This window comes from Dactylosporangium sp. NBC_01737, from assembly GCF_035963215.1.
In the GTDB taxonomy this organism is placed as follows: domain Bacteria; phylum Actinomycetota; class Actinomycetes; order Mycobacteriales; family Micromonosporaceae; genus Dactylosporangium.
The window spans coordinates 10,110,053-10,128,264 of the sequence record NZ_CP109153.1; the positions used below are offsets into that span (position 1 = coordinate 10,110,053).

An 18,212-nucleotide genomic window follows, 5' to 3' on the forward strand; every position below is an offset into this window, starting at 1 on the left:
ATAGGCGGGGGTGCCCCGGAGAATCTGGCTACCGCAGCGGGGTGAACGTCCAGCGGCGAGAGGTGGCGTACCAGGGCCGGGCCGCCACCTCCGCCCGCTTGGGGCCGCGCTGAGCGGCGGCGCGCTCAGGTCCGTCGAGGACCTGCAGGTCGGCCAGCTCGTGCAGCACGAAACAGTTGCGCTCCCCCGGCGGGACGTCGCTGGCGAGCAGGCGACGGACGCGCAGCCACGACGGGGCCGCCAGCAGCAGCGGGGCGTGCTCGGTGTCGTACCAGTCGTCGAACTGGGCCAGCCCCGACGGCGGCACCGCGAAACTCACCATCAGCAGGTAGGCGCCGGGGGTGGCCGGGCCGGAGTCGGCGCGCACCTCGCACAGCGGGCCGCCGTCGACAGGATCGTGCGGGACCAGGGCCAGGCCGTCGGCCGGGTCGTCGACGGAGATCCAGCGCTCGACGAGCGGCAGCGTCCCGACCGGGCCGCGCAGCAGCGTGATCACCAGCGTGTCCTCATGTTGACCGCCTTCACCTCGGCGTACGTGCGGAGCTCGTCCAACGTTTCCTCGCGGCCGAGACCGCTGTCCTTGACACCGCCGAACGGCTGGCCCCAGTAGTGCCGGCTCACGTCGTTGACCCAGACGTAGCCGGTGTGCAGGCCGCGTACCACCCGCATCGCCTGCTGCAGGTCGTTGGTCCACACGGCACCGGTGAGGCCGTACTCGACCGCGTTGGCCTGGGCCAGCACCGTGTCCACCGAGGACCAGCGCAGGACGGACACGACGGGGCCGAAGATCTCCTCACGGGCGATGCGCATGTGCGGCTCGACCCGGTCGAACAGCACCGGCGGCTGGAAGAACCCGCCCGGCAGACCGGGATCCGCGCCCGTGGCGACCATTCGGGCGCCCTCGCCGCGACCGGCGGCGACGTAGCCGGCCACCCGGTCGCGGTGGGCGGCGGAGACGAGAGGGCCCATGGCGGTGCCGCCGAGATAGGCCACACCCGGCACGAAACGGGCGATGCGCTGCGTCACGGCGTCCACCACGGCGTCGTGGACGTCCTCATGGACGAAGACCCGCGACGTGGAGCCGCACGACTGCCCAGCGCAGCTGTCGAGGTTCATGCCGGCCACGACGGCGTCGGCGACGGCCTCGACCGGCGCGTCGGGGAACACGATCATCGCGTTCTTCCCGCCGAGCTCCAGCGACACGTGCTTGACCGCGCTCGCCGCCGCGGCCCGCTGGATCGCCAGGCCCGTGGCGACGCTGCCGGTGAAGCCGATCCGCCGCACCAGCGGGTGGCCGACCAGCGAGGCGCCGGCCTCGGCGCCGCCGGTGACGACGGTGAACACGCCCGGCGGCAGCACCGACTGGGCGATCTCGGCCAGCCGCAGCGCCGACAGCGGGGTCTGCTCGGCCGGCTTGAGCACCACGGCGTTGCCCATCACCAGCGGGGGCAGCATCGCCTTGATCGCGAAATACGCCGGGTGGTTGTAGGCGACGATGCGGGCCACCACGCCGAACGGTTCGTATTCGGTGAAGTGCAGGTCCCGCGGGTCGATCGGGATCGTGGCGCCGCCGGTCATCCCGGCCACGGCGGGCCAGGTGACGAACTGGTGCAGGCAGCGCTCGACGTCGGACAGCATCGCCGGGTACGGGTTGCCGCCGTCCAGCGCGTCGAGCATCGCCAGCTCGTGACGGTGCTCACGGACGGCGGCCCCGAGCGCCTCCAGCAGCCGGCGGCGGCCCGGCACGCCGAGGTCGCGCCAGGCGGGCTGGGCGGCCGCGGCCCGCACGGCACGGTCGACGGTGGCGGCGTCGGCGACCGGCACGTCGGCCAGCGGCGAGCCGGTCGACGGGTCGATCGTCGGCGCGTGGCGCAGGCCGGTGACCGGCTCCCCGGCGACCAGGATGCGGGGTGCGATCCGGTCCCGGACGTTCTGCGGATCGATCATGACGCACCCGTATCGGGGAACAGCTCGGACCAGCGGGCGCGGACCTGGTCGCGGGCACCGGCCGGCACGTCGACGATGATCGAGCGCTCCGGGTCGGCGCCCAGCGGGCGGGTCGCGTCGATGCCGAGCTTGGAGATGGTCCGGCCGACGGACATCGGGTCGACCGGGTTGGACTTCATGCCGGGCACCACGAGCAGGTCCTCGTGGGCCCGCATCCGGGTGGCGACCGCCCACTCGACCTGCCGGGAATCCGCCGGGTCGATGTCGTCGTCGACGACGGTGACGTGCTTGATGAGGTCCTGCGTGGTGAACGCAGCCAGCATCGCCAGGCGGGCCTCGCCCGGGTTGCGCTGCTCGATCGCGATGACCGCGTGGAAGCGGCAGCTGCCGGCCTCGGTGAGCACCACGCGGCGGGTGCTCGGCACGACCGCGCGGACCGCCCGCAGCAGCGTCGCCTCGCGCGCGACGGCGCCGGTGACGAGGTGCTCGGGGTGGTTGCCGCCGACGATCATCGTCAGCCACGGGTCGCGCCGGTGGGTGACCGCGGTGACCCGCAGCACGGGGTTGTCGCGCATCGGCGCGTACAGGCCGGGGAACTCGCCGAACGGACCCTCCGGGGCACGGTCGCCCGGGTACAGCAGCGCCTCGACGACGATCTCGGCCTCGGCCGGGACCAGGACGTCGACCGTGCGGCCGCGGACCATCCGCAGCGGCTCGCCGAACAGCGCCCCGGCGGCGTGCGCCTCGTCGAACGGCACGAGCAGCTGCGATGCGGCCACGACGGCCGGGTGGCAGCCGAGCGCGACCGCCACCGGCATCGGCTCCCCGCGCGCCCACCACTCCTGCAGGAACTGCCAGGAGTGGGTGGGCGCGAAGTTGACGCCGAGCCGGTCCGGGCCCTGCACCTGGAGCCGGGCGATGGCGAGGTTCTGCCGGCCGCCGCCGGGCGGGGCGCACAGCAGCACGCCGGCGGAGAGGTACCGGCCGCCGTCGCGCTCGCTGATCGCCGGGATCGGCAGCAGCGCGGTCAGGTCGATGCCGTCGGTGAGGACGACCTCCTGGCAGGGGCCCTCGTCGACGACCACCGGCGGGACCGGCGCGTCGAGGGCGGCGGCGAGCACCTCGCCGAGCCGCTCGTCGTCCACGCCGAGCACGCAGGCGAGCTTGTCGCGGGTATTGAGCAGGTTGCCGACCAGCGGAACGCGGTAGCCGGGCACGTCGTCGAAGCGGACCGCCGGGCCGTGCGCCAGCTCCCACAGCACGGCCGCCGCCTCGTACTCCCAGCCGACCGGCTCGGAGACGACGACGGCCTTGCCGTGCCGCCGCAGGGTCTCGAACGCGCCCCGCAGGTCCTGCCCCAAGGTCACCTCCGCACCGGGTCGAGCGCGTCGCCGGCCGGCGGGAGCGCCGTGTCGCGCAGCCCGCTCAGGTCGTAGCTGGCCAGCATCGTGTCGACGAGCCGGCTACCCGCGCCGAAGTCGTAGGCGTCGTACATGCGCATCTTCACCACGAACGGCGCCCCCGCGTAGAACATCTCATACTGGTGGTGGCGGCTGGCGAACTCCGAGCCGACCATGTCCCATACCAGCTTGAGCAGTTTGACGCGCTCCGTGGCGGGATATCCCGGAGATTGCACGAACCGGTTCACGTCGGCAGCGATCGCCGGGTTGGCGAAGTCGTTGGCCGAGGACGGCAGCTGGATCAGCCCGCCGCCGCACAGGTCGCGGATCATCACCAGCAGCTTGGCGTACAGGTCGGGCTGCAGTGCCATGTTGGCGAAGCACTCGGCGCGCCCGGGCCAGGCCACGCCGTGCTCGTCGACGGTCGCGTGCTGCTCCTGGGCGAGCACCAGCCCGGTGACGGTGGCGACCTGCGCGGCCATCTCACCCAGCGCACCCTTGACCGGCGGCAGGTTGACCGAGCCGTTCATCTCCGCGACCCGGTGTGCGAGGCCGACCAGGAACTCCAGCTTGGTCCAGAACCGGATCTGGGCCTGGTTGTTGCCCAGCAGGTGCCCGGCGGTGGCGAACCACTGGCGCTTGACGACGTCGATGTTGCGGTAGGCGAACACGTGCTCCCACGGCACGAACACGTCGTCGTAGACGAGCAGCGAGTCGGTCTCGTCGAAGCGGGCGCTGACGGGGTAGTCGAACAGGCTGGAGGAGGCCGCGGCGTAGGAGCGACGGGCGTAGATCTTCACGCCGGGCGCGCCGACCGGGATCATCGCGGCGAGCGCGTACGCCTCGTCGCCGGGCTGCAGCGGCGCGATGTTGCTCAGATAGACGTAGTCGGAGATGGCGGTGCCGGTGCCGAGCATCTGCGCGCCACGCACCACGATTCCGCCGTCGCGCTCGGCCACCACGCCCGCGTAGAGGTGCGGGTCGGCCTGCAGGTGCGCGGGCTTCGAGCGGTCGATCTGCGGCGGGAGGATGGTGTACGTCATGTACAGGTCCTCGTCGCGGGCCTTGGCGTGGAACGCCTCGACGTTGCGGGCGAAGTGCTCGCCGCCGGCGGCGAAGACATGCGAGTGCCCGGCGAACCCGGCCATGAACCCGGCCACGTGCTCCGGGCCGCGACCCATCAGGCCGTAGGTCTGCTCCGCCATCGTCTTGAGCGCGATCCGGCGCCGGGTCAGGTCCGCCGACGAGCGCGGGATGAGGTGGGCGAGGCTGACCGGCTCGCCGGTGGCCGGCGAGGCGAACGTGAGCTGGTCGCGGTTGGCCTTGTCGTCGACGGTGTCGTAGAGCGCGGCGACGGAACGCACGGCGCCCTTGAACGCCGGGTGCCGGGTGATGTCGCCGACGAGCTCGCCGTCGATGAAGACCTGGCGGCCGTCGCGCAGCCCCTCGAGGTACTGTTCGCCGCTACGGGTCATCGGGTGCTCCCGTTGGCGGTGAGCGGGGCGGTGAAAGGCATGCGCGTCGTCTCCTGTAACGGGTGCAAGGCTTGGTAGCCGCGCTGGTAGTGCACCAGCGGGCCGGGATCGGGAGCCAGGCCCAGCCCAATGCCGCGCACCCGTCCCACGATGACGTGGTGGGTGCCGGCCGGGAAGTGCCGGTAGGTTTCGCAGTCGACGAAGGCGAGCGAGCCGGCCACCGCCGGTGCTGTCCACTGTGGATCGTCAACGAGCCATTCCGGCGGGAGCACCTTGGACCCGCCGGGCCGCGCGCAGTGCTCCGCGATCGGCCCGGCGTCGACCCCGAGCAGGTTGACGCCGAAGTAACCCGAGCGCAGCACCCGCTCGTAGGTCCTGGTCGCACCGTGCACGCAAATGAGCACCAGGGGCGGCTCGCTGGACACCGAGCTGAACGCGGTGGCCGTCATGCCGACCGGCACACCGTCGGCGTCATGGACCGTGATGAGCGTGACTCCCGACGCGTAGCGGCACATCGCCTCCTTGAAACTGTCCGGCGTCAAGCCGGCCGGTGTCATCGTCACAGCGACTCCCGTATTCTAGGTCTGGTATAAGACTAGCTTACCTAGGTACAGTAACCAAGACCTTTCCTTCCGGTCGCGAGCGAGGAACCCATGAACCACACCAGCAACGGGCCACTGCAAGGGCTGCGCGTGATCGAGCTGGCAAGCTACGTCGCCGGACCGCTCGGCGGCCTGACCCTGGCCCAACTCGGCGCCGACGTGCTGCGCGTCGACCCACTCGGCGGGAGTCCCGACCGGCACCGGTGGCCCCTCGCCCCGAGCGGCGCCAGCCTCTACTGGACCGGCCTCAACCGCGGCAAACGCTCCATCGCACTCGACCTACGCGCCGCGCAGGGCCGGCGGCTGCTCGCCGAGCTCGTCGCCGGCGCCGGCACCGTGCTGACCAACGCCGGCAGCCGGCCCGGGCAACGCTACGAGGACCTGCGCGCGACCCGCGACGACCTCATCTATGTCCAGGTGGCCGGTGCGCGGGGCGGCCGCGGCTCCGTCGACTACACCGCCGACGCCGCGGCCGGGTTCCCGCTCGCCACCGGCACACCCGAGACGTCCGAGCCGACCGGGCACGTCCTGCCCGCCTGGGACGTCGCCTGCGGACTCTACGCGGCCGTCGGGCTGCTCGCCGCCCAGCACGACCGCACCACGACCGGCCGCGGCGCGCACCTCGTCATCGGCCTCGACGACGTCGCCCTCGCCACCGCCGGCAACCTCGGCTACCTCGCCGAAGCCGAGCTCACCGGCGTCGGCCGCCCCCGCGTCGGCAACGCCGTCTACGGCACGTACGGTCACGCGTTCGCCACCCGCGACGGCCACCTGATGATCGTCGCGCTGACCGCCCGGCACTGGAACGACCTGCTCACCACGACCGGCCTCACCGCCGCCGCCCACGCCGTCGAGGCGGCGCTCGGCACCGACTTCACCCGCGAGGAGGAGCGGTACCGCCACCAACGCCTCCTCGACGCGCTGCTGCAGCCTTGGTTCGCCGCGCGGAGCACCGCCGAGGCCGAGGCGGCGCTGCGCCCCACGTCCGTGCTGTGGTCGCGGTTCCGTACATTCCGCGAGATCGTCACCGACGGCCGCGACGAGCTGCTGGCCGGGCCGCTCTTCGACGTGCTCGACCAGCCCGGCGTCGGACCACACCTGGCCCCCGGCTCCCCCATCACCGGCGGCGGTCGCACCCTCGGCGGCCCGCATCCCGCGCCCTGCCTCGGCCAACACACCCGCGAGGTGCTCACCAGTCTCGGCCGCACCCCCGCCGACATCGACCAGCTGATCGACTCGGGCACCGTCGCCTGACGTGCCACACCACAAGGAGGTCGACGGATGTACGACGCCGTCATCTGCGCCCCGCTGCGCACCCCGATCGGCCGCTTCGGCGGCATCCTGCGCGACGTCCCCGCGGCCGAACTGGCCGCGACCGTCATCCGCGCCGTGATCGAACGCACCGGCCTGGACCCGGCCGCGGTCGACGACGTCATCCTCGGCCAATGCAGCCCCAGCGGCGAGGCACCGGCGATCGGCCGGGTCGCCGCCCTCGACGCCGGGCTGCCCGAGACCGTCGGCGGCGCCCAGGTCGACCGCCGCTGCGGCTCAGGGCTGCAGGCGATCCTCACCGCCTCGATGCAGGTGCAGACCGGCGCCAGCGACCTCGTCCTCGCCGGCGGCGCGGAGAGCATGAGCCAGGTCGAGCACTACGCCACCGGGCTGCGCTGGGGCGCCGGCGAACACGTCGCGTTGGTCGACCGGCTGGCCCGGGCCCGCGCCACCGCCGGCGGCCGTGACCACCCCGTGCCGGGCGGCATGGTCGAGACAGCCGAGAACCTGCGGCGGCACTACGGCATCTCCCGTACCGAGCAGGACGAGCTGTCTCTGGAGTCGCACCGGCGGGCCGTCGCGGCACAGGATGCCGGCATCTTCGCCGAGGAGATCGTGCCGGTGACGGTACCGTCGAAAAAGGGACCGCAGACCGTCGACACCGACGAGCATCCACGCCGCGACAGCTCAGTCGACGCCCTGGCACGCCTGCGTCCCGTGCTCGGCCGCGACTATCCCGACGCCACCGTCACCGCCGGCAACTCCAGCGGCCAGAACGACGGCGCCGCCGTCTGCATCGTCACCACCCCGCAGCGGGCGGCCGAACTCGGCCTCACCCCGCTCGTGCGGCTCGCCGGCTGGTCCCTCGCCGGCGTCGCGCCCGAGGTGATGGGCATCGGGCCGGTCCCCGCCACCCGCCGCGTCCTGGCCCGCGCCGGGCTGACACTCACCGACATCGACCTCATCGAGCTCAACGAGGCCTTCGCCGCGCAGGTCCTCGCCGTCACCCGGGAATGGGAGCTCACCGGCGCCGATTTTGCGCGGCTCAACGTGCACGGCTCCGGCATCGCGCTCGGCCACCCGGTCGGCGCTACCGGCGCCCGCATCCTCACCACCATGGCGTACGCGCTGCACCGCCACGACGCCCGGTACGGCCTGGCGACGATGTGCATCGGCGGCGGGCAGGGCCTGGCCGCACTGTTCGAGCGGGTGGCCGCATGAGTAGCCCGGAGCGCAGCGGAGGGGACCGCATGAGCGAGGTGCTGCTTGACGTCAAGGACAGCGTCGCCCGGATCACGCTCAACCGGCCCGAGCGCGGCAACGGGGTCACCTACGCCCTCGCCGCGCGGCTGCACGACGTCGTCGCCGAGGTCGCGGCCTGCCGGGACGTGCGGGTCGTCGTGCTCACCGGCGCTGGCCGGCAGTTCTGCGTCGGCGGTGACCTGGCCGGCGACGCGTTCGCCGCCGCTCGCCACGACGTGCCGGTCGAGGACGACGTGCGGGCGCAGTTGGAGCGCGGGCGGCTCACCGAGGCGATCCGCGCGCTGCCGCAGGTGAGCATCGCCGCTATCAACGGCGGCTGCGCCGGCGCCGGGCTCGCCCTGGCCCTCGCGTGCGACCTGCGGGTCGCCGCCGAGCATGCCATGTTGCGTACCGCCTACCTCGACGCCGGGGTCAGCGGCGACTACGGCATCACCTGGCTGCTGCCGGCCCTGCTGGGCGAGGCGCGGGCAAGGGAACTGCTGCTGCTGTCGGAGAAGCTCGACGCGAAGGCGGCGCTGCGGTACGGGCTGCTGCACCGGATCGTGCCCGGCCCGGCGCTCGACATCGCCGTCGACGCGCTCGCCGAGCGGTGCGCAGCCCACGCACCGCTCGCCGTCGCAGCCATCAAGCAGAACCTCGCCGACGCCCTCGGCGTGCCGCTCGGCGAACACCTCGCCGCCGAGGCCCGCCGTCAGGTCGCCACGGCCCGCTCCGCCGACGCCGCCGAGGCGGCCGCCGCGTTTCTCGCCAGGCGGCCACCCGACTTCCACGGGCGGTAGCGGGGCTCAGCCACGCGCCGCGGCGCCACCCGCCCGCTTGCTGCGGTCGGTCATCGAGAACCGCAGCCGGGCCATCATGTTCTCCGCCCCGGGGTCCCGCCCGGCCTGCGCGAACAGGTCCGGTACCCCGGCGGCCAGCTCGTCCTGGGTCCAGCGGCGCTCATCGTTGCGGATGAACGCGACGCTGGTGAACGGCTCGTAGAGCTCCACGACGTCACCCTGCACCCCGAACACCTTGCCGGAGATCGCCCCGGCCGCGTCACTGCACAGGAACGCCACCATCGGCGCCACGTTGTCCGGCGACCAGAAGTCCCAGCCGTCGCCGCCGCCGATCTCACCGTAGGCGCCGGCCGTCATCCGGGTCCGCGCGGCGGGGCACACGACGTTGCTGACCACACCGTAGCGGGCCATCTCCTGGGCGATGATCGACGACATCGCCACGATGCCGGCCTTCGCCGCGCCGTAGTTTGCCTGGCCGAAGTTGCCCAGCAGCCCGGCCGTCGACGACGTGCCGACGAGCCGCCCGCCGGTGCCGGCGTCGCGCCAGTACACGCACGCGGCATGCGCGACCGCGTAGTGCCCGCGCAGATGCACCCGGATCACGTCGTCCCACTCGTCCGCCGTCATCTTCACGAACGTGCGGTCGCGCAGGAACCCCGCGTTGTTCACCACCGCGTCGAGCCGGCCGAACGTGTCGACGGCGGCGGCCACGATCGCGTCGGCGACAGCGGTGTCGGCCACGTCGCCGGCGACCAGCACGGCCCGCCCGCCGCCGGCCTCGATCTCCTTGACGACCGCGGCGCCGGCGTCGGCGTCGAACTCCGCGACCACGACGCTGCCGCCGAGCGCCGCCACTTCGAGGGCCTCGCGGCGGCCGAGGCCGTGCCCGGCGCCCGTGATCGCGACGACCTTGTCCAGCAGGCCCATAGGGGTTCCCGCGCTGCGCTCCGGACCACTCATGCCACTCCTCATTCCGCCGACGGGTAGTCGCCGGCCAGCCGGCCCTGCTGGACCGCCGTGATCGTCTCCTTCATGCCCAGCTCCGCGCGGCGGGCCGCGATGAACTCCGCACCCGGCGCCTGATGGCTCACCGCGGAGAACTCGGCGCCGGACAGCACTGCGTCGCGGAAGCCCTGCAGGTTCATGGTGCGGTTCAGGGCGTACTTCTTGACCGCCAGCACGTCGCTGGGCGTGTTCGCGATCCGCATCGCCAGCTCGTGCGCCCGCTCCTGCAGCTCGCTGGCCGGGTACACGTGGTTGGCCCAGCCGAGCTCGACGGCCTCCTGGGCGCTGAACCGGCTACCGGCGATGTACGCCAGCTCGCGCGCTTTCTTCGGGCCGACGAACCAGCTCGCCACCGGCGACAGCAGCCCGCCGCCGACCGGCAGCTGCGGCCAGCCGATGACGGCGTCGTCGGCGACGACGGTCAGGTCGCACATCACCGCCAGGACGGTCGCGGTGCCGAGGCAGTAACCCTGCACGGCGGCGACGACCGGCTTCGGCGAGTCCCAGATCCGCAGCCAGCGCTCCAGGCTCGCGCGCTGCCGCTGCCAGTCGGTGAAGGAGGAGCGCTGCGCCGACGCGGCCCGGCCCGGGCCGGACATGTCGCCGCCGGTGCTGAACGCGCGTCCGGTCGAGCAGACCACGACGACCCGCACGTCCGGGTCCGCCTCGTGCGCGGTGAGCCCGGTGGTGAAACCCTCGAGCATCTCCGGGGCGAGCGCGTTGAGCTTGTCGGGCCGGTTGAACCGCAGGTACCCGACCCGGTCCCTGGTGAACACCTCCAAGAGCTCGGTCATGCCGTCACCTCCGCTGCGCTCGCCGTCAAGGCGGCCACGACGAGCCGGTGCGCCTGGGTGACGTGGCGCAGCGACCAGTGCAGGTCGCACTCCCAGGTGTAGCCGATCCCGCCGTACACCTGGATGGCCCGTTCGACGACGGAGGCGCACAGCTGCAGCACATACGGCGCGCCGCCGGTCATCGCCGCCGGGTCGTTGCTGAACCAGGTGACGCCGCTGCGGGCCAGTTCCACGTCGCGGTGCATGTCGGCGAGGGTGTGCTTGACCGCCTGGAACGAGCCGATCGGCCGGCCGAACTGGACCCGGGTCTTGGCGTACTCCACGGCGTCCTGCAACGCCCGGTCGGTGGCCCCGACGGCCTCCGCCGTCGCCAGCAGTGCATAGTCGCGCAGCGCACCGGCCGGGGCGAGCGGTCCGGGCGCGGTGCCGGCGCGGCCCAGCGGCAGCGACGGCGCATGGTCGTCGACGGTGCTCTCCCCCGCGACGGATGCGGTACCGTCGCCGGTCAGCACCAGTGCCGCCTGCGCCGGGTACGGCAGCAGGAAACGGTCCCACTCGGGCACCACAAGGGTGATCGCCGTGCCGGCGGGCGGTCGCTCGGCCAGCCAGCGGCGCGCGGCCAGGGTGCTCAGCAGCGGCAGCCCGACCAGGGCCCGGCCCCACGCCTCGGCCATCACGCACAGGTCCAGCAGCGTCACGTCCGCGTCGGCGCCCGGGGTGTCGCCGTCGGCGAGCTCGGTCCAGCCGCCGGCGGCGAGCTCGGCCCACAGCTTCGCCGGGGACCAGCGCTCCTCGCCTGCGGTGCCCTCGACCGCCATCTGGTGCACCGCGTCGGTGACCTCCAGGCCCAGCGGACTGGGCAGGTATCGCGTGCTCACGCCTTCGCGCTCCCTTCGCGGGGCAGGCCCAGAACCCGCTCGCCGATGATGTTGCGCTGGATCTCCGAGGTGCCCGACACGATCGTCGAGGCCCGGTGGAACAGCAGCCGGGTGCGGTACAGGTCGGTGTGCTCGGGGCAGCCACCGAACGCGGCCAGGTGCACGATCTCCTGCACCAGCTCGCTCCAGGTCACCTTCAGCACCGCGCTGGAGCGGGGCGAGGCGTCGCCGCCGGCCATCTTCTCCAGCGAGCGCATCATCTGCCAGCGCAGCAGCTCGACCCGGGTGACGAACTCGGGCAGCCGGGCCGCGATCGCCGGGGCGTGCGCGGCGCAGTGCTCGGTGAACAGCCGCAGGTAGCCGTGCAGCTGGTTGAGGGCGATCGCGCCGAAGCCGACGCCGCGCTCATGGGTCAGAATGGTGCCCGACACCACCCAGCCCTCGTCCTCGGCGCCGACGAGCAGGTCGGTGCTCGTCTCGGCGCCGTCGAAGAAGACCTCGTTGAACTCGTGGGTGCCGGTGATGTTGATCAGCGGCCGGACCTCGACGCCGGGCTGGCGCATCGGCACGAGCATCAGCGACAGCCCGCGGCTGCGGGAGCCGGCCGCGCCGGTGCGGGCCAGCAGCAGGCACCAGTCGGAGAACTGCGCGTACGTCGTCCACACCTTCTGACCCTGGATGCGGTACACGTCGCCGTCGCGCACGGCCCGGGTGTGCAGCGAGGCCAGGTCGGAGCCGGCGCCCGGCTCGGAGAAGCCCTGGCACCAGTTCTCCTCGCCCTTGAGGATCGCCGGCAGGAACCGGGCGCACATCTCGGGCGTGCCGTGGTGGATGATGGCCGGACCGGCGAGCAGCCGCCCGACCCGGCCGAGCCCCTCGGGGGCGTCCATGCGGGCGGCGATGTCGTTGAACGTGAAGTCCTCCACGACGCCGAGACCGCGGCCGCCGAAGCGCTCGGGCCACGACAGCCCCGCATACCCGGCGTCGAAGAGCTGCCGGTCCCAGGCCCGGCGGATCTCGATCTCCTCGTCCATCGTGAGGTGGTCGCGACGCTCCCGCCACTCGGCGGGGATCGCGGTCGTCAGCCACGCCGTCACCTCGCGGCGGAACTCGTCCACCGCGGGGTCGGCGAATGATGTTGCCGGCACTCGTGCAGCCTCCTGATTCAGCGGTCCCAGCCCAGGCGGCGCAGCAGCGCTCCGCCCATGACCAGGTCGAGGTCGTCGTCCTTGAGGAACGGCAGCTCCTCGGTGAACATCGCGACCGCCTGCGCGTAGGTACACGGCAGGCGGGTCGCGTCGGTACCCCAGAACACGCGCCCGGTACCGAAGGCGTCGACGACCCGCTCGATGCGGGGCGCGAGACCACGGTAGGGGTAGGGCTCGTCGGTGGCGCACGGCAGCGCCGACGCCTTCACCGACACGTTGTCGTGCGCGGCGAGCGCGACGAGCTCGTCGAGGATCGGGTCGAGGGCGTCGTCCTTGTCCTCGACGAACAGCCCGAGGTGATCGACGATGAGGTTCAGGCCGGGGTGGGCGGCGGCGACCGGGCCGAGCTTGGCCAGCTGCCCCGGCGCCCACACCATGACCGGCAGGCCCTGCGCGGCGGCGACCGGCCAGAACCAGTCGGCGGTGCCGTCGTCGAGCCAGGAGACCTTGTGCCACGGCGGGAACGCAACCCGCACGGCCACGACCGCGTCGTTCGGCCACGCGGTGACCTGCTCACGCGCCTCCGGCTTGTCGAGGGCGAGGTGGGCGGTGGTGCGGAACCGGTCGGGGTGCGCCGCGACCGCGTCGAGGCTGAGCTGCATCGCCGCCGGGAACGGCGGGACGAGCACCGCACGGTCGATGCCGGCGGCGTCCATGTCGGCGAGGATCGTGGCCAGCGGGATGACCCGCTGCCCGAACTTCGCGGCCCGCTCCTCGTGGCCTTCGGGGAAGAGGTGGATCTGGCTGTCACAGGTGAGCATCGGCCGTCCTTTCCGATCGGGCGTGCTGGACGGCGGCGACGAGCGCGAGGCCGTTGGCCCGGGTCTGCTGCGGTGTGCCGCCGGAGGTGAGCTGCAGGACCAGTTCGTCGATGCCGGCGGCGTCGAAACGCCGGGCGGTGGCGGCGATCTGCTCGGCGCAGGAGTCCGGGTCGCCGGCGACGGCGTAGGCCGCCACCATGTCGTCGGGCACGAGCGCCGCCACCGGCCCCCAGTCGCGGAACTGCAGTTCGGTGGCAAGGTCGCGGATGCGCTGCGCCACCTCGGTCCACGGGGTGCCCGCCAGGACCGGGTGGTAGCTGGGGGTGGAGAAGTAGAACGCGAGCTGCCGGCGCACCGCGTCGGCGGCGGCCGCCGGGTCGTCGTCGACGACGCAGATCTTCCACGCCGCGAGCTTGGGCCGGCCCGGACCGGCGATGGCGGGGGCGACGACGTCACGCAGGTAGGCCGGCGCGGTGGCGAGGCTGTGCAGCGCGATCCCATCGCAGGACCGGGCCGCGGCGCGCAGCATCGCCGGGTTGAGCGCCGCGGCGTACAGCGGCACCCCGGCGCGCAGCGCGGCGTCCTGCGGCATGTCCAGCTGCGGGAAGTCGCACTGGTAGAACCGGCCCTCGAAGCGCAGCCCGTCCTCGGACCGCAGCGCGGCGCGGACCAGGTCGACGTACTCGGCGGTGCGCGGCGCCGGATGGTCGTAGCCGGCCGCGTCGAAGCGTCTGGCCCGCACCCCGCGGGTGCCGGCGCCCAACCCGAGGGCGAACCGGCCGCCGCTGAGCTCGGCGAGGTCGGCGGCGGCCATCGCCACCGCGAGGGGGGCCCGGGTGAACGAGTAGGCGATGCCGGTGCCGATGCCGATGCGGCTGGTGTGTGCCAACAGGTGCCCGGCGCGGACGATCCCGTCGCCGCCGAAGCCCTCGGTGGTCCACACCCGGTCGAGGCCGGCCTCCTCGGCGGCCCGGGTGATGTCCAGCAGCGGGCCCAGGTGACTGGTGGCCAGTGCCATCGAGATGCGCACGGTCATGCCGTCACCTCCGCTTCGCGACGGCGCCGGCCTGACCCAAGGCTGCACTGCCGATGACCGGCTCCTCCGCTTCGCTCCAGACCGGTCACCCCGTCACCTCCGCTGCGCTGCGGCGCCGGCCTGACCCAGGCCCGCACCGCCGATGACCGGCTCCCCCGCTTCGCTGCGCTCCGCCGGTCACTAGGGCACCATCCTTCTGACAGGGCCCTCTGAGAGGGTTGTTGTTGGAACTCGGCGAGAACTGAGAGACGGCCTGTGCCGGTCGCCCTTCGAGGGCCTGCATGACACCGCCGCTCTCGGTTCTTGTCGGGGCTGCCGACCGGCAACAGGGAGAAGCGCCGTAGAGCGCCGGTTAGTGACCACCCGGCAGTCAGCCCCGTTCGTCGAGTCACATCGCTGCCAAGCTGAGGAGAACCGTTGTCGCTCAACGTTGTTGGAGCTGAGTTCTTCGTCGGGATCGATTGGGCCTCGGCCACCCACGCGGTCTGTGTCCAGAACAGCGCCGGGCGGCGGGTCGCCGCGTTCACCGTGGAGCACACCGCCGTCGGTCTTGCCGGGCTGCTGCGCCGCCTGGCCGGTCTCGGGCACCCCGAGGCCATGCCGATCGGGATCGAACGACCCGACGGTCGGCTCGTCGACATCCTCCTGGAGGCCGGACACCCTGTGGTGCCGGTCAAACCCAACGCGATCAAAACCTGGCGGGACGGCGAAGTGTTGTCCGGCGCCAAGTCCGACGCGGGCGATGCGGAAGTCATCGCCGAGTACCTGCGGTTGCGGCACCACCGGCTGCAGCTGGCCACCCCGTACACGGCGCAGACGAAGGCGCTGCGCACCGTGACCCGGACCCGCGGGGACCTGGTCGACATGCGCGTCGCGGCCACCAACCAGCTCACCGCGCTGCTGGACACGCACTGGCCCGGCGCCGTGGCCGTCTTCGCCGACGTCGAGTCCCCGATCGCCCTGGACTTCCTGACCCGTTACCCGACCGCCCGCCACGCAGCGCACCTCGGCGCGAAACGCCTCACCGCGTTCTGCGTCAAACACGGCTACTCCGGCCGGCGCACCGGCGAGCAGCTCCTCGCCCGGCTGCGCGCCGCCCCAGCGGGGACTACCGACGAAGTCCTGTGCGAGGCCGTCCGCGACGCGGTGACCGCCCTCGTCACCGTCCTGCGCGCGGTCGTGGCCGCGTTGAAAACGCTCAGCCGCAGTGTCGTCGCCACACTCGGCGAACACCCGGACGCCGAGATCTTCACATCGCTGCCAAGGTCTGGTCAGATCAACGCCGCGCAGATCCTCGCCGAGTGGGGCGACTCCCGCGAAGCCTACGCCGGACCCGACTCCATCGCCGCGCTCGCCGGTGTCACCCCGGTGACCAAGGAATCCGGCAAACACCGAGCCGTGCACTTCAGATGGGCGTGCAACAAACGCTTCCGCGTCGCGGTCACCACCTTCGCCGACAACAGCCGCCACGACAGCGACTGGGCAGCAAGGGTCTACGCCGCCGCCTGCGCCCGCGGCCTGGACCACCCACACGCCATCCGCGTCCTCGCCCGAGCCTGGATCCGCGTCATCTGGCGCTGCTGGACCGACCAGACGCCATACAACCCCGACCGGCACGGCAACGCTGTACGACTGAACCAACCCACACAAACCACGTTGGTCGCTGCCTGAGGTTGACACAGGGAGTGTCATGCCGGCCCGGCCACAGGCAGCAGCACGATGTCGAGGATCTGCGGCCCGGCGGCGGCGTCGACCATGACCGGGTTCAGCTCCAGCATCGACCAGGCGGCGAGCCGGCCGCCGACGAACTCGGCGGCGAGCCGGGCGATGAGCGCGGCGGTGGCGGCGCGCTGCCCGTCCGGCACCGGCAGGCGGTCCAGGGCCCGCTCGACGGCACCGTCGGCGGCGGGCAGCGCGATCAGCGACGAGTCGGTCTTGGCCTCGACGTCGCCGCCGCCGGAGCCGACGATGAGGTACGGCCCGTACCACGGGTCACGGTTGAGCGACACGAACAGCTCGACGCCGGTGCCGGTCTCCTCGACGAGCACGCCGCGCACGCCGGGCAGCCCGGCCGCGGCGGCGGAGGCGAGGACCCGCCGGGCGGCCGCCTCGGTCTGCTCCGCCGTGGCGCAGCCGAGCACGACGCCGCCGACCTTCACCTTGTGCAGCAGCCCGTCGGCGACGATCTTCACGACGTGCGGATATGCGAGGCCGGTCACGGCCCCGGCGACGCCGTCGATGTCCTCGGCCGCCACGAACGCCGCCTTCGGCATCGGCACGTCGAGCGCGTCGAGCAGGTCGCGGGCGGTGCGGCCGTCGGGCGCGTCACCGAGCACGTCGGCCGCCCCCACTGCCTGCGGTGCCCCTGCCGCCTCCGGCTCCGTCCGCGGGTAGAGCCGCGCCAGCATCCGGGCGGTGGTGGCGATCCCCCGCACCAGCAGCGTCTCCGGGTGCCGCTCCCGGAACGCGACGGCCCAGTCGGTCCACGCGAAGTCGCTCAGCGTCGACACGATGGTGGGGCAGCCCGAGGCGGCGCCCAGGTCGGCGTAGCGGTCCAGCGAGCGGCGGTGCACGTCGCGCTCGTCGTCGGCGGTCGGGAAGGTCAGCGCGTACGGGATGACGACGGCACGCACGGCCGGGTCGGTGTAGACGGCGTGGAACGCGGCGGTCACCTCCTCGTACGGCTTCGGCGAGGCGGTCAGGTCGATCGGGTTGCTCACGTACGCGCCGTCGGGCGCGACCGCGCGCAGCGCCGAGGTGGCGGTGTCGCCGAACGTGGCCAGCCCGACGCCCTCGTGGGTAAGCAGGTCGGCGGTGAGGGCGGCGGCGCCGCCGGACGTCTCGATGACCGCGACGCCGCCACTGGCGCCGTCGGCCTTGCCACCGGCGGCGGGCCGGCGGCTGAGGTAGTCGGCGATCGCGGCGGCCCGGGTCAGCTCCTCCATGCTGCGCACCCGGATCACGCCGTGCGCCGTGAGCACCTCTTCGACGAGGCGGTCGGGGCCGGCCAGGGCGGCGGTGTGCGAGCGAGCGATGGCCGCGCCGATCGCCGACCCGCCGGACTTCGCCAGGACGATCGTGACGCCCTGCGCGCGGGCGCGGGTCAGGGTCCGCTCCAGGCGTGCCCGGTCGCCGCCGAACGACTCGAGGTAGGCGGCGATGACGGTGGTGCTCGGCCGGTCGAGCATCGTCTCCATCGCGTCGACAGGGTCGAACGCGGCGCCGTTGCCGATCGACACGCACAGGTCGACGCCGGCGCCGTCCTCGGCCAGGCCGCCCATGATGGTGGAGGTCAGCGAGCCGCTCTGGGACACCACGGACACGCCGCCGACCCGCAGGTCCGCCGGGATGGGCGCGCCGAGCGGGGCGATGCCGGCGCGGAAGTCGGCGAACCCGACGCCGTTGGGCCCGTAGAGCCGGCTGCCGGAGCCCTCGACGATGCCGACCAGCTCCCGCTGCAGCCGGATGCCCTCCTCGGTGCCGCGCTCGGCGTACCCGTCGGAGATGAGCACGATGTGCGGGACCTTCATCTCGACCGCCTGGGCCACGACCGAGTTCGCGACCGCGGAGTTGACGATGAGCACGGCAACGTCGGGGGTCCGCGGCACGAGGCTGAGGTCGGCGACGGTCGGCACGCCACGCACCTCGGGACGGGTGCGGCTCACGGGCCAGATCTCGGCATCGCCGAAGGTGCGCAGGTTGTGGAACAGCAGGTAGGTCCAGAGGCTCCCGTCGCGGGCCCCGACGAGTGCGACGCCCGGCCGGGGCGTGCTCTGTACGGTCATGTGGTAC

Annotated in this window: 16 protein-coding genes; 4 read left to right on the forward strand and 12 right to left on the reverse strand. The window is 73.0% G+C overall.

The window, feature by feature from the left end; genetic code table 11:
* Positions 1 to 28: 28 nt before the first annotated feature.
* From OHA72_RS46385 to OHA72_RS46405, 5 genes are read right to left on the reverse strand one after another with little or no spacing between them, the layout of a single operon-like run.
* Positions 29 to 496, reverse strand: coding sequence for a hypothetical protein (locus OHA72_RS46385; RefSeq protein ID WP_327002490.1), 468 nt, complete (start codon positions 494 to 496; stop codon positions 29 to 31).
* The gene (locus OHA72_RS46390) at positions 493 to 1,947 is read right to left on the reverse strand and encodes an aldehyde dehydrogenase family protein (protein ID WP_327002491.1); all 1,455 of its coding nucleotides are present in this window, start codon (positions 1,945 to 1,947) and stop codon (positions 493 to 495) included. Before OHA72_RS46390 ends, OHA72_RS46385 begins: the two co-directional genes overlap by 4 nt.
* The gene (locus OHA72_RS46395) at positions 1,944 to 3,314 is read right to left on the reverse strand and encodes a UbiD family decarboxylase (protein WP_327002492.1); all 1,371 of its coding nucleotides are present in this window, start codon (positions 3,312 to 3,314) and stop codon (positions 1,944 to 1,946) included. Before OHA72_RS46395 ends, OHA72_RS46390 begins: the two co-directional genes overlap by 4 nt.
* Complete coding sequence (locus OHA72_RS46400) at positions 3,311 to 4,822, reverse strand: 4-hydroxyphenylacetate 3-hydroxylase family protein (RefSeq protein WP_327002493.1); 1,512 nt, start codon at positions 4,820 to 4,822, stop codon at positions 3,311 to 3,313. Before OHA72_RS46400 ends, OHA72_RS46395 begins: the two co-directional genes overlap by 4 nt.
* Entirely contained in the window at positions 4,819 to 5,364 is a 546-nt protein-coding gene (locus tag OHA72_RS46405; protein WP_327002494.1) for a flavin reductase family protein, read from the reverse strand. Before OHA72_RS46405 ends, OHA72_RS46400 begins: the two co-directional genes overlap by 4 nt.
* Positions 5,365 to 5,475: 111 nt before the next feature.
* Between OHA72_RS46405 and OHA72_RS46410 the strand changes: the two genes are divergently transcribed.
* From OHA72_RS46410 to OHA72_RS46420, 3 genes are read left to right on the forward strand one after another with little or no spacing between them, the layout of a single operon-like run.
* Positions 5,476 to 6,678 carry a CoA transferase gene (locus OHA72_RS46410; protein WP_327002495.1) on the forward strand — a complete coding sequence of 401 codons (1,203 nt, stop codon included), beginning with the start codon at positions 5,476 to 5,478 and terminating at the stop codon, positions 6,676 to 6,678.
* Positions 6,679 to 6,705: 27 nt separating this feature from the next.
* Positions 6,706 to 7,917 (forward strand): acetyl-CoA C-acetyltransferase, encoded by a 1,212-nt coding sequence (locus tag OHA72_RS46415; protein WP_327002496.1) that lies wholly within the window; start codon positions 6,706 to 6,708, stop codon positions 7,915 to 7,917.
* 29 nt (positions 7,918 to 7,946) lie between these two features.
* Complete coding sequence (locus tag OHA72_RS46420; protein ID WP_327002497.1) at positions 7,947 to 8,738, forward strand: enoyl-CoA hydratase-related protein; 792 nt, start codon at positions 7,947 to 7,949, stop codon at positions 8,736 to 8,738.
* 6 nt (positions 8,739 to 8,744) lie between these two features.
* Here the strand turns inward: OHA72_RS46420 and OHA72_RS46425 are convergent, their stop codons facing one another.
* The 6 genes from OHA72_RS46425 to OHA72_RS46450 are packed head-to-tail and all read right to left on the reverse strand — an operon-like array spanning position 8,745 to position 14,420.
* Entirely contained in the window at positions 8,745 to 9,698 is a 954-nt protein-coding gene (locus tag OHA72_RS46425; protein WP_327002498.1) for an SDR family NAD(P)-dependent oxidoreductase, read from the reverse strand.
* Between the two features lie 8 nt (positions 9,699 to 9,706).
* Positions 9,707 to 10,537, reverse strand: coding sequence for an enoyl-CoA hydratase/isomerase family protein (locus OHA72_RS46430; protein ID WP_327002499.1), 831 nt, complete (start codon positions 10,535 to 10,537; stop codon positions 9,707 to 9,709).
* Positions 10,534 to 11,415, reverse strand: coding sequence for an acyl-CoA dehydrogenase family protein (locus tag OHA72_RS46435; RefSeq protein WP_327002500.1), 882 nt, complete (start codon positions 11,413 to 11,415; stop codon positions 10,534 to 10,536). Before OHA72_RS46435 ends, OHA72_RS46430 begins: the two co-directional genes overlap by 4 nt.
* A complete protein-coding gene (locus OHA72_RS46440) occupies positions 11,412 to 12,563 on the reverse strand; it encodes an acyl-CoA dehydrogenase family protein (protein ID WP_327002501.1) in 1,152 nt (383 codons plus the stop codon). Before OHA72_RS46440 ends, OHA72_RS46435 begins: the two co-directional genes overlap by 4 nt.
* 17 nt (positions 12,564 to 12,580) lie before the next feature.
* On the reverse strand, positions 12,581 to 13,384 hold the full coding sequence (locus tag OHA72_RS46445; protein WP_327002502.1) for an amidohydrolase family protein: 804 nt from the start codon (positions 13,382 to 13,384) through the stop codon (positions 12,581 to 12,583).
* Positions 13,371 to 14,420 carry an LLM class flavin-dependent oxidoreductase gene (locus OHA72_RS46450; protein WP_327002503.1) on the reverse strand — a complete coding sequence of 350 codons (1,050 nt, stop codon included), beginning with the start codon at positions 14,418 to 14,420 and terminating at the stop codon, positions 13,371 to 13,373. Before OHA72_RS46450 ends, OHA72_RS46445 begins: the two co-directional genes overlap by 14 nt.
* Positions 14,421 to 14,837: 417 nt before the next feature.
* Here OHA72_RS46450 and OHA72_RS46455 point away from each other — a divergent pair, with 417 nt between their 5' ends.
* Positions 14,838 to 16,091 carry an IS110 family RNA-guided transposase gene (locus tag OHA72_RS46455; RefSeq protein ID WP_327001770.1) on the forward strand — a complete coding sequence of 418 codons (1,254 nt, stop codon included), beginning with the start codon at positions 14,838 to 14,840 and terminating at the stop codon, positions 16,089 to 16,091.
* A 17-nt stretch (positions 16,092 to 16,108) separates the two neighbouring features.
* Here the strand turns inward: OHA72_RS46455 and OHA72_RS46460 are convergent, their stop codons facing one another.
* Complete coding sequence (locus tag OHA72_RS46460) at positions 16,109 to 18,205, reverse strand: acetate--CoA ligase family protein (protein ID WP_327002504.1); 2,097 nt, start codon at positions 18,203 to 18,205, stop codon at positions 16,109 to 16,111.
* Between the last annotated feature and the right edge of the window lie 7 nt (positions 18,206 to 18,212).